Origin of the sequence: Aureibaculum luteum, from assembly GCF_003449015.1 — a bacterium.
GTDB classification, from domain to species: Bacteria; Bacteroidota; Bacteroidia; order Flavobacteriales; family Flavobacteriaceae; genus Aureibaculum; species Aureibaculum luteum.
The window spans coordinates 118,384-131,539 of the sequence record NZ_QRGD01000004.1; the positions used below are offsets into that span (position 1 = coordinate 118,384).

General features: G+C 34.3%; 7 protein-coding genes. All 7 read right to left on the reverse strand.

Going from position 1 to position 13,156, the window contains the following annotated elements:
* Positions 1-3: 3 nt before the first annotated feature.
* The 7 genes from D3P13_RS11255 to D3P13_RS11285 all read right to left on the reverse strand — a co-directional run bounded on the left by D3P13_RS11255 (position 4) and on the right by D3P13_RS11285 (position 13,152).
* Positions 4-2,661: a glycoside hydrolase family 31 protein gene (locus tag D3P13_RS11255; RefSeq protein ID WP_117882428.1), complete on the reverse strand. Its 2,658-nt coding sequence runs from the start codon at positions 2,659-2,661 to the stop codon at positions 4-6.
* A gap of 175 nt (positions 2,662-2,836) precedes the next feature.
* Entirely contained in the window at positions 2,837-4,504 is a 1,668-nt protein-coding gene (locus D3P13_RS11260) for a hypothetical protein (protein ID WP_198680020.1), read from the reverse strand.
* A gap of 12 nt (positions 4,505-4,516) precedes the next feature.
* Positions 4,517-6,325: an arylsulfatase gene (locus D3P13_RS11265; RefSeq protein WP_117882430.1), complete on the reverse strand. Its 1,809-nt coding sequence runs from the start codon at positions 6,323-6,325 to the stop codon at positions 4,517-4,519.
* Between the two features lie 53 nt (positions 6,326-6,378).
* Positions 6,379-7,584, reverse strand: a complete 1,206-nt coding sequence (locus D3P13_RS11270; RefSeq protein ID WP_117882822.1) for a putative glycoside hydrolase — start codon at positions 7,582-7,584, stop codon at positions 6,379-6,381.
* An 88-nt stretch (positions 7,585-7,672) separates the two neighbouring features.
* Positions 7,673-9,100: a glycoside hydrolase family 30 protein gene (locus D3P13_RS11275; protein WP_117882432.1), complete on the reverse strand. Its 1,428-nt coding sequence runs from the start codon at positions 9,098-9,100 to the stop codon at positions 7,673-7,675.
* Positions 9,101-9,153: 53 nt separating this feature from the next.
* On the reverse strand, positions 9,154-11,334 hold the full coding sequence (locus D3P13_RS11280) for a right-handed parallel beta-helix repeat-containing protein (protein WP_117882434.1): 2,181 nt from the start codon (positions 11,332-11,334) through the stop codon (positions 9,154-9,156).
* Between the two features lie 186 nt (positions 11,335-11,520).
* Positions 11,521-13,152: a glycoside hydrolase family 172 protein gene (locus tag D3P13_RS11285; RefSeq protein WP_198680022.1), complete on the reverse strand. Its 1,632-nt coding sequence runs from the start codon at positions 13,150-13,152 to the stop codon at positions 11,521-11,523.
* Between the last annotated feature and the right edge of the window lie 4 nt (positions 13,153-13,156).

Sequence of the window (13,156 nt, forward strand, 5' to 3'; positions counted from 1 at the left end):
TTCTTAAAATTTCACTTCTATTTTCGTGCCATTAAAAACAACTTGTTCTGTCTTTTCCTTATTAATCATTTCAATGATAAAATTCATTGGAGATTCTTTAAAATCAATAAAGTCACCAGCTCCTTTTGAGATTTCCAAAACTTTATTTTCTTCTAAATAAGTGAATTCAATTTCTGAAAACGTACCGTTTTCGTATTCGTAGGATTCGTTATCATCTTGGTATAAAACATACGTTGCATCCTTACCTGGATATATTTTTATAACAATAGGTTCATCCGTTTGTTGAGTTGCATATTGTACTTTTGGCCCCATTGGAATGATACTACCTGCTTTTACATAAATTGGCGTTTCACTTAACGATACTTTCTCTTGAACTTTTCTTCCTCCTGTTATTTTTTCATTCGTCCAGAAGTTGTACCAATCACCCTTTGGTAAATAAATTTCCTTTTCCTTCTGCTTAAATTCAGTTACAAAACTGACCATTAAAGACTCCCCAAAAAAGAGTTGGTCTTTTATGCCCCAAGTATTTTTATCGTCAGGATAGTGATATACTAATGGAGACATCATCAAATGGCTTTCATTAGTTACTTTATAAGCTTCGGAATAGATATAAGGCATTAATTGATATCTTAAATCAATAAACTTACGAGCCGTATTTTCAAATTCACTTCCATATCTCCATATCTCAGTTTCTGAAACATACCCATGAATTCTAAAAATGGGACTAAAGGTTCCAAATTGAAACCAACGGGTTAACAGTTCAATATATTCAGGATTGGTATATTGATTATCAAACTGTGGATTAATAGACTTTGAATCTCTAAAAAAACCACCTATATCATGTGTCCAATAAGGAATTCCTGCCATAGTAAAATTTAGACCTGCAGCAATCTGTTCCGAAAATTGTTCCCATGAAGCTTCTACATCACCAGACCAAGAGGTTGCCCCGTAACGTTGTTGACCAGCGTAAGCTGATCGTGTTAAATTGAAAACACGTTCATTCGGAAATTCCTTTCTTCGACCTTCATACATGGCTCTTGTTACTTCTAATGAATAAGGATTTTGTACTTCCTTATACGGTCCAATCGCTGTTGTAACGTTTGTATTTGTCAATCCTTCAGGTTCGGTTCCATCCAACCAAATAGAGCTTACCCCTTTATGAAACATAGAATCGCTTAACATTCGGTAAAAACGCTCACGAACTCCTTTATCATAAATATCTACATAATTGCTACTTTTAATTTTTTTAAGATTATATCGCTCAACTAAAGGCTCATTCTTCACTTCGGGCCATACAGAAACCATAAGTTTAAGATGTAAACTTTTCAATTCATCAACCATGCCTTTAGGGTCTGGATATTTAGCTCTATCCCACTCTGGTCCTTTCGTTCCTTTTGGCCAATAAAACCAATCTTGCACAATGTTGTCAAAAGGAATACTTCTTTTTCTCATCTCACGAGCATTGACTAATAATTCTTCTTGATTGTGATATCTTTCTCTACATTGCCAAAAACCGTAAGCACTTTTGGCAAACATGGGTGCTTTTCCTGTTAAGTTTTGATATTGTGAAATAACTTCTTCAGGATTATCACCTTGTACCAAATAATAATCTATAGCATTTCCTGCTATACTACTAAAAACGGTTTGGTTATAATCTGGTTCGTTATAAAATAATTGACCCAGAATTTTAGCTCCTGTATTTTGAAAAACCACCTTGTATGATTTCCCTGCATCCAACTGTTTCTTCCCAGAATATCTTCTAGGCATCCAAATCGTGGAGTAATCGATAATATCATCTCCATCTATAGTAACCTTAATTTCCCCTCGCATGCGACCATTATTATCACTCAGTGCCAAAAAAGTATATTCACCCGTTTTAGTTGGTGTAAATGTAGTTTCGCGTATGTTATTTGCTGTCTTTTCATTGGTAATATGTGCTGCCACATCTTCTTTTTCACCTTTAATTACAGATTCTTTATTCCTCTTTTTAGTTTGAACATTTACAACTGAATCAAACTGAATCTCATTTTTAGGTTGATTGAAATCTGTAAGACTATAATTGTGCCAATAAATACCATATCCTTTTGTTGAAACTAAAAATGGAATCACTATTTCTTGATTGTACTGCTGGAGTCGGATAGGCACATTTTTCCAGTTCATAATACCACTCTGAAACTGTCCTAATCCGTACAAGCCTTCATCTCCTGCAATAAAACCTTGCGAAACGGTATGCTCACCTTCATTCTTAGATTTAATAAAGGTATACTCGTTTGTTTCCGCTAATAATTTTTCACTGTCCTTCGTTTCGTATTCAATAATGCCATCACTGTTTACTATTACTTTCATTTTAATGGTTGAAATGATGATTTTATCAGCCATTTCATCCAATTTCCAAGCTACATCTTGTGGCTCTAGAATGGTAACATAATCTGGTATTGATGAACGTTTACTACCGGTAATCATTTTACGAACATGAATGATAGCATCATCAACAACTTCAATTTTAATGACAAGGCTATCTTGATGAATAACTACTGAATGATCCGATTTTTCTAGGCTATATTTATATTTTGAAGTACAGCCAGACACCATAAAAATTAACAGCAACAAGGAATATTTAGCTTTAAATATTAAATTGAAAAACTCATTTTTTTGAATCATAATTCTATTTTTTTTATTCTATATCTATTTACTATGTGTTAGCTGCTTACAACTTAAAATCATGTCGCTATTTTGTAATCAATAGTACAGCAAGAAATATTGAGATGATAAATAATACGACAAACCCATTGCGTGTTATTATTTTTACTTTTAAAATCTCTCTACATAGTTTTTACTAGTACTTGTTTTTTCTTAATTCATTTACTTTCCGATCTGCATTAGTTGCTATATGGCGATCATACGCTTGAGTATATAAAGTTGCTACCGTATTATATTGATCAGGAAGTTTATTATATTTTCTCCAAGCCTTATCATAAATTTTAATCCATTTTTGAACTGAGTTATTATCTCCTTTAGACGCAGCATCAGACAAATAAATAAGTGAGCGGTATATTTCATAAAGTCTAAACCCATATTTTGCAGAACCTATAGCATGATTTTTTGCGTCTTTACTATCCCAATGTATCGATTTTGCTAGCTTAACAATTTCTTTCCATTTGGCTACTGATGCATCTTTTTGCTCTAGATTTCGTTTTTGGCCTATAGCATCTTTTGCTGGTTTTGGCCAACCAATGCCTTGATCACGCGTCCACCAGACATCACTAATATCATTATATGTCGTATTTCTACCTCTAACTACTGCTTCCGCTGAAAGTAAACAAAGTTTCCTAAATTTAGCTACGTCATCACCTTTTAGGTTTAATCGTTCTGTCGCATATCTATTAAAAATAAACTCCTCACTTTGCTTCGTATCTTTAGCCCATTGTGCCATGACCCAAGAGTTTAAATCGCACCACATTTCATTTTTTATATAAGGACCATCCCATCCGCCACCACGAGACCATGTCCAAATACCTGCGTATAAATCTGGTCTTTTTTCAACAAATTCTCGAATGCTATTAATAGCTTCTTCAGGCATTCTACTATGCTCTTCAAAACCTTCAATTACGCCATTTGCAATGTAGTTAGGGTACGCTCCTTTACCTTCATATTCACGAGCTGATTGCACTTCTATAATTTGAGGGTGACGTCCTTGACCAATTAATTTACTAAACGGACGTGCTCTGTGAAAATCGCCTTCACATTGTTTAATACTTATGATTAAATTTTGATGTGGTTCAACTGCATCATTTACCTGCATATAAGGTTTCATATTTCTATCAAAGGCATTCCAGGTACGAAAAATCAATTGTTTATCACGCTTTACACAAATCTCTTCTCGCAAAATTTGCATTAAAGGAATAATAGTTTTTTCAGGACTTGATTTATTCACAATTGCACCTTGATGAAAAGGGGCATCATGCAAATAGGTTTCACCAATACGAACTACCAAACCGTCAAGATCTGGAAATTGATCGAACATCTCATTAATTTGAGCACGAATAAATTTTTCTGTTAAGGGATTATTGGGGTCGCCAAAAGTATCTTCTATATGATATTTTTTTATCAATCGTTTTGGGAACAACACTAAATCAGACATGGCATAAATAGCTATATCTTGTGCTTTAGACTCCGCATGCATTTTTTTAATTTGCTTTGCTTTGGCATCGACCCACTTTCGCTCTTCTGAACCTATTGGTAAAATATCTGCATCTACCGACTCCCAATTAATAGCTAATGCAGGTGATTCAAAAAGGAAATAGACTTTACCATTATAGCCCATTTCTTTGATAACTGCTGGATCATTATATGCCGATTGATAAGGTGTTTCACCTGGGTTGTGATGAACCATATCTAAAATTAATGGGTTGGCAGCATGATTCTGAGCCTGTACCTCAATACTTATTAGCCCTGAAAATATAGCAATTGACACTATTATTTTTAATAATTTGAACCTCTTCATTATTTTTTTATTCTAATTTAAAGCACTTATTCTAGTTATTTTAAAATAAAATGTGCCAATTTCATTGTCATTACCATCAATAAACCATGAGCTCATTGCTGTTTTTCCTTTGGTAAAATTTCCTTTAAATAGAACTGATTTTGCATCAGCTAGAACTGGTTTTTCTTCTTTCCATCCTCCAATTTTCACAACTGCCTTTTTAAAATTCATAGCTTTTCCTTCGGCTATTGCATCTATATATGTAGTTGCTTTTCTACCGAGAACGCCTTCATTAATTTTCAAACCAGACTCAAATGGCCAACGGCTCACTTCGATTTCATAAACCCCATCACGTTCAAAATTAAGGGTGAATTCACCACCTAGTGGATTTAATTTGGCCACTCTAATAAAATTTTGATTCCAAGGGATTTTAGAATCATGAATGTGTTCGTCATGACAAGTAAGCACCACCGGGTTTTCTTTTTCAGAACCAACTATAATAATAGGAAATTGATTAAACTCAGTCGATACTGAACTCCACCACTCATTGTAATACCCACGCATTTTACTAACAGTTTCAGGAAATTTTGTCGCTACGTCATTATTTTGACTTGGATCCGTAGAAATATCATACAATTCTGTACCATTTACCAATCGCATTTTATCTGACATCACTGCACTTTTTCGCCACTTAATTGGCTCTTGAACACGTTGTGAATCGGTAATTAAATAATCGCGTTTGAAAACAGCATCTTTATTCAATAACAAAGAAGAAATATCACTGCCATCTAATTCTAGTTTTGGCATTTCCAAATTACAAATTGTTGCTAATGATGGTAAAATATCTAAATGTGCTAACATATTATTTACATCTCTTCCTCCTGAAATTTTACCTGCAGGATAGGATATAAAAAAAGGAACTCTGTGCCCTCCTTCATATTCACTGTTTTTAATCCCTTTCATATTAGCATTAAACCCGTACATCTTGCCGTCAACATCTTTATATCCAGTCGCAGTGCCGTTATCCGTCATAAAGATTACAATTGTATTTTCGTCTAATTTCAATTGCTTCAATTTGGTTTGAAGACGTTTAAAATTATCATCTACATTACTAATCATCCCATAAAAAATTTTCATTTCTTCGGGAATATCTTCATTTTTATATTTATTGTAATATTCTTCAGGAACATTATACGGAAGATGAGGTGCATTGGCAGAAATATAGCAAAAGAAAGGTTTGTCTTTATTCCTTTCAATATATTTTATGGCTTCCCCGAACCAAACATCTGTACAATAGCCTTCAACTTTTTTAGGCACACCATTTTCAAAATAGGTATCATCAAAATAATCATTATTCCAATAATCAGGTGTTTGTCCAACACCTCCACCTCCATGAGATAATACATAATTGAAACCTTTGTCCTGGGGTCTTGATGGATAATTATCTCCTAAATGCCATTTGCCAAACATGCCTGTTTCATAGCCATTGTTTTGGAAAATATTAGCCATGGTTACTTCCTTTTCACGAAGAATGGATACGCCACCAATAGTATGCCAAACCCCAACTCTATTTGCATAACGCCCTGTCATTAATCCCGATCGCGAAGGTGCACAAGTAGGTGCAACATGAAAATCGGTTAATCGAACAGATTTCTTATAGAACTTATCAATAGTTGGTGTTTTTACAATTGAGTTTCCTGTGCATCCTAAATCTCCATATCCTTGATCATCTGTAATAACAATAATAACATTGGGTTGCTTTGCTTTTTGAGCGACTACTGTTTGTAAACCTAAAAGCAATGGTAAAAACAATAGTATTTTATGTAAATTATTTATTTTCATTTTATTTAAAATTATTAGTTAGTCGTTTTCAGTCAGGCATATGTCAATTAGAATTATTTCCAAGTAATTTTAGCCTTTCTTGTTTCAGTATTTAACCAAACACTCGCATGCTCAAATTCACGAGTAAATATCCATCCTTCTGGGTTTACCCTTTTATATGCTTCTTTTGGGCTTCCCAATGGTTTTACCAACTCTGGATAATCTACTAAGTTACCGTCTGCTAAATTCCAACCCCAATTCCATTGAAAATACGAATACGGTTGTGCTCCAATAAGGTAACACGCATGGTAAAATTCTAATTGATCCTTAGATTTTTTTTCAATACCATCTTTATTTGTTGCTCCAATAGTAATATCTGTGCGTCCTTTTCCCTTTGCTCCGAAACGGTAAATGGACATTTTTCCAGCTTTAGCAATTCGAAGCATATCTTCCCAATCTTTTAGAAGACTTTCTTTACTCATAACGGCGTCATTATAATGTTCGAACATAAAACCATCGCACGAAGGAAAAACTTCTTTAGTGTTGGCACCGTTGTTACCTATCAATATTTTATCAGGACCCATTTCTTTTTTCAAGTTAGCCATCATTTCACCCTTAGCTATTGCTATTTCAACCAATTTATCTTTAGGATAATCTGCATTTTTATCCACATTCATACGATCAATAAAAATGCCATCGGCACCTGAAATTTTTACACCTTCAACAGCATTTTTCACCCACCATTTACGAAAATCAGGATTTAAAGCATCGAAATAATATGAAAAAGCAGGACCTCTCGTTTTTTCCTTTAATTTACCAGTCTTTGGATTAATGGCTAAGAATTTGGCTAATTCTTTGTTTTTAGCAATGCCCTCTGGGGTAAGTTCTTTATTGAGCCGTGGAAAAGGCCATGCCACATATGAATTGTAATAGAATAACACTTTAGACTCTGGTTTGACCTTATGAAAAGCTTCCACTTCATGTTTTGTTCCAAGTACTGCGTCTCCAAGCTGGCGATAAGCATGTGATTTTTCTATACATATAAAACCTGTTTTATCGGCTATAAACTCAACCTCATCAGGTTCCAAAACGCGGTCAATATCACCGAAATGAAAATACATCGGTGTCGTTTCCCAACTAAATTCAGGTAAAAATAATTTTGATTTAATGGTAGTTCCATCACTAATCTTAAATTCCGATTTTGTTTGCCCAAACGAACATAAACTTAATGTAATTATACTTAGAAAACATAGTGATGTAATGAATCTGTGTCTATTCATTTTAAGATTTATTCTTGATTGTATTCCTCTCATTTTAATTAATTCTATCATTTTAATATTTAATTATATTTTTCATTTCTAATAATTACTATTTACCCTTCTTAAATACAAAAGCACAAAGACTTTGTGCTGGAAGTTCAACAGTATACTTTTCACCAGAGATGTCAATACTTTGAATAGACACCTCAGTCTCTTTATTTTCAAGAAAAACGACTACCCTATTCTCGTTTTTTACTGCAATAGCTTTCTTGTTCTCTGGTGTTTTCACCATTACACTTTGATCTCCAGGTCGAATATATTGACTCAATAGAGAAATTGGTGCGTAATCAGGATTGTAGGTAATGTTACCCGTTTGACGGTTAATATTTATCAAGCTATTTTGTTTCCAGCCCCATCCACTTGTACTAGTTTCATTTAATATAATGTTCCAGTAACAATAATTTTCAGTACCAGAATTAATCCAGTCAGACACTTCTGAGAATCTGTTTTGAGCTTGCTTCATCGAATTTTCACCATTCTCACACCTTCCTTCTGTATGCATCATTTTTATTCCTGCATGTTTAGTTCGCAGCTCATTCATGGTACTTTGAGGACAATATTGTAGTCCAACACCTTGGACATTTTCAGCACCTTCAAGTGACATAAATTTTTGAGCATCTTTTCGTTTTCCTCTAAAACTACCAGCCCAAATTTCGACATCTAACTTCGACTTTTTCATTTGTGGAATGATATAATTTGATATCAAATCCTCCATTTGCTCAGGTTGCATATCACAGCCTGGATATTTAGGATTCATATCTGTTTCATTCTGAATTATCAGTCTATTTATAGGGATACCCTGTTCTAAATAGCTTTTAATATATTTAGCAAAATAAAGTGCATACGCTTTATAAATTTTCGGGTCTGATTTTAATACATTCTTCTCTTTCATTATATCACCACCATCCATTTTACCTGACTCTTTCATCCATCCTGGAGGACTCCATGGTGAAGCAAACATTTTCAATTCAGGGTTCTCTTTATAAGCTGCTTGTAAAAAAGGAATTAAAGTAAGCTCTTCTCGTGCCACAGAAAAATTTTTCATTTTATAGTCATTCGGAGTTTGACTATAGCTATAGGCACTTAAACCAAAATCTGATGATCCTACCGCTGTTCGACAGTTTGAAAACCCCGAACCTTTAGTCATACTAAAAAGTGCTTCCACTAAAGATTTTTGATCATTAGTAGAAAGACTAGCAAATGCTTCACCTCCCATTTCATTAAAAGCCCCTCCTATTCCACTTAATTCTGAATGTATAACACTATCCATTTGTACTTTGTAGCTAATCGTTGCTTTTTGATTTGAATTTTCAAGTATACTTGTTGTTAAGACTGGCTGAGCGGTCACTTTTGTCCCTTCAGATAGTACAACATAATTTAGTTCCAATTGATATTTAAATGATTCTTTAGGGCTATTGGCTACTAAACCTATTGAAAGTATCCCTCCTAATACAACTATTAAAATTATTTTCTTCATAACTCTATATTCAATTCTTATGCTGTTACTTCTTATTCAAAAAATTAGGTTCATCACTCAATTACCCTTGGTCCTGTCTTTCCAAGAGGAAATGGCTTAAAGCCTATTTTTAATGCTGGACTGTCATCAGGCAAACTAAAATCACCATTTGTGGGGTCTTTAAAGCCAGGATCTGCGACAAGCGAATTTTGATCATTTCCAAGTGCCATCCATTCCTTCCAACTTAAAACGCGTTCATTAGGTTCGTAAATACGGCTTGGAAATCTATTCTGTGCACCAAGCACCTTTCCTGACGTAGACCAGATCAAATTACTGTCTGAATCGAAAGCCTTTTGTTTTTCTACATCATATGCATAACCGCCGGCATATATTGGCGTAATATCACTTAAAATAATATTGTTTCTAAGTATATAACTGGTATGAGGTTGTGCCCATCCAAGCATTACTGGAGCAGTATCCGCAAATGCAAAAATGTTATTCTGTACAAGGTTATCCTTACCATAATGCTGATTAAAACAAGCATGTCTACAGCGATAAGCCAAATTATTCTCGATAAGAATATTCCGGCTGCCCTCATCACAGTATATGGCCCATCCTCCATATTTTCCAGCAAACATATCATGAAATTCATTATATCGGATGATAGTCCCAGTCTGATCTCCCAGTGTATAAATCCCTCCAAGATCACTCAATACGGATCCATCTCCATTGGTATACCCTCCAATGTGATGAATATGGTTGTACTCAAATATATTGCCTGTGGCTAATGCTGGTCCATAACCCCAGGTCCACCCCGTAGAAATTGCTGAATAATAAAAATTGAATATTTCATTGTGATGAATGTGATTGTCTGGGCTTTGTCCTATCCATATACCAACCGCACAGTGAAAATACTTACCTCCATCATAAATACGACTGTCTGCTATTTCAATATTGCTTGTAGCATCGGCTGGATTTTCAAGTACCGGAGGTAATGCTACCTTACCTAAGTCTTCCGCCTTAACCTTACCTTTTGGGCGAATTTTAGGGCCAATAAGCAAGCCACCTGCACCCAAATCATGTATATCACAACTCAATACTTTAATATCGGAGCATCCCAGCCCAATCTCAAAACCATAATTCCCTATAGCGGTAATTTCACAGTCCTCAAAAAGGTTATTTTTTGCTCCATTTAGCTGCAAGGCTCCTTCCATACGGATATCTGCCTGACCATAACTACCAGGCTCTGAGGCATCTCTTTGTAAAACCCAGCTAGTATGACTAAAGGTCAATCCCTTAAATTGAATATTTTTAACATATTGATTGTTCCTCGCATCACCCTCCATACGAAGTACATTTATCAAAGATGGAATTGTAGCGACTATCTCTGTTTCATTTTCCAAAGGATAATAGTAAAGCTTATTAGTTTGGCGATCAAGATACCATTCTCCAGGGTTATCTAGCATTCCTTTACCTCCTTCTAGATAATAAGCTTCATTCGTTTCTACACGACGCATTGTCTTTCCTGAAAATATAATTTCGTCGTTTTCTCTATCTATTTGGTCAAATGGTAAATGGTATTCCAACCATTTGTAAAAAGCGACCACAACACCATCCTCTATGCCATCAAAATTATGCTCATCTTTCGCTATATAGTTAAGCCTGTCCATCGGTCCTTTGAGACCTTCAGTCATACTCGTTATTTGCGATTCATCAAATTTAAATCTTAGATAGCCACTATTGGGTGTTCTTGCCTGTATAGCACGATGGCTGTTTACCCATAATTGTTCAAACGGAGCATATCCATCAATCTTGGATAAATCTGAAACCAAAACTTTAAATCCATTAAGTTCCGTTTTAGACCACTCACTAACCTGCAGCCCACCACTAATTATTGGTTTTTCACTTTCATAAGCACAATAAGTTATTGGAAATTCTTCTGTTCCTGAATCTTCAGATGTCAAGACAAAAGGTTCAGAAAGTTGGTAGGTACCACCTTTAAGATACACGGTTATTGGTTTATTAAATTCATCTTTTTTCTTAAGTTCTCTTATGGTATTCCGTGCTTTTTCTAAAGTGGCAAATGAACTTTGAATACGCGTTCCGTTTTGAGAATCACTACCGTCTAAAGATACATAGAAGGATATTTCATTTTTAGATGCGGAATCGGTACATGATAAAAATAAAAACACGAAACCAAACACAGTTACAACTGAAAAAATAATTTTCAATAATGTCGACTTCTTAAGAGTCATAATTTTAAATTTATTTTTATGATTTGTAAATCATAAAAATAAAACTATTCAACTTCTTCAGGTATAAAATATGATTCATTTCATATAAACTATCATCATATTTTATCATTATCATAATAAATAATAATTGACAATTGACAATTGATAGCCGTCTAAAAAAATATTTGAAAACTATTTTTTTACACATTAATTATTAGGAAAACCTTCTGGCAAAGGAGGTATATTTAAAGCTTCCTTTTCATCTGGAACTCTATTTGATGTAGTTTGCTTATCGCCATACCAATATACACCAACACCATAACCCATTTCACAATCAGTCCAACTCCAAATTTCCATATCTAACTTTAAAGAACTACTAAATGGCATTACATCTAGGGCTCTAGTTCTTGTTTCAGTACTATAACCAGATGTGTTTTTTCCTTTGGTTTGTTTTCGATTTAATTTATTATATACATTACTTTTGGTTTGAGCATGAAATGGATGCTCGTAGAAATCGGTACTTTTCCCGCCCCATGAATACCCATAATAATCTTCTGTACCGGTTCCAAATATTGATGGAAAATATTCATTATCTACCCATATTTTTTCATCACCTTCACCCCACCATTTTTTAACAGGGTTCATTACTGTTAACGCATCTCCTACATAAACCCCTCTCCCTTTAAGTGTAATATAATTCCAATCGGAAAATGGTCTTGTAGCTACTGGATATTGTCCTTTCCATGCCGCATTAAAGTACATACTTTGGTCATCCCATTTCCAGGCACCTATAGTCGCTTTTAAGTCAATATTTATAGATTTTTTTCCTAAATTAACTACAGAAATTTTACCTATTTTTTGATATGGCATAACCCATCTACAAGTCATAGTACCATCTTCGCTAACCGTTCTGTACCAGCCTTGAAACGGATTTAACCCAATACCAGAACCGAAAAAATCACCAATAGGAGTCCATACTGTTTGCTCTCCATCAAATTCTATTTTTAAAATTACAGAACGCATAACCTCTGGGTTTTTATATTCTGTTAATTTTAAACTAATTTCTCTAATTGCTGCATTTCCTTCTGGTAATTCAATTGATTTCTCTTTTGTTGAACGCAATTTAGTTTTCAATGAAATTTCATTTCCTTTTACTGCATTTTCAGGTGCTAATAACAATTCTCCAACTTTTTTTGTAAACGGTATGGCACTGTTAAAATCTTCTTTTGTAAACGTTTTTATAGGCGTGTAATCGTCATATGCTCTATAGGTAAATTGGTAGAAAAAAGGCATTTCACTTGTTGTTATTTTACAACTCTTAGCATAAGGAATTGGAAAAAAAGAAACGGCTGATCTTAAGGATTGATGTGCTAATGGAAAAGGAATTTCTCCAGTACCATCTAACAGCCCTAACATATTCCCTTCTAAAACAGGTTCTGTATTTCCATCCAAATAAATTTTGATTTGAATATCTGTATTGGGTTTGTCTGGACTTAAAAAAGGCATCCAGGTTCGTACAACAGCTCCGGGTCCAACATGGTTCATCAAAACCCATTCTTTTTGTCCATTTTTTTCTTCGGTTCTAACAAAGTTATGATCCGTTTCTTTGTTGTTATAATCTTTATTGATAAACCAACCAACCGTATCTTGAGGTGTTTTTGAAGCTCTATTATAGCTACTTTCTTGTTTTAGCCTAAAATTAGTTTGAGGAAATCGGGCTATGGCGTCTCTATCAATCATTTCATTTAATAAAGACTTAATAGAAATTACATCGTCATCTTGTGCAACTAATGTTGCTGTAAAAGCTAAAAAAACAAGCAAGTGAATAGTTTTAATCATTTTT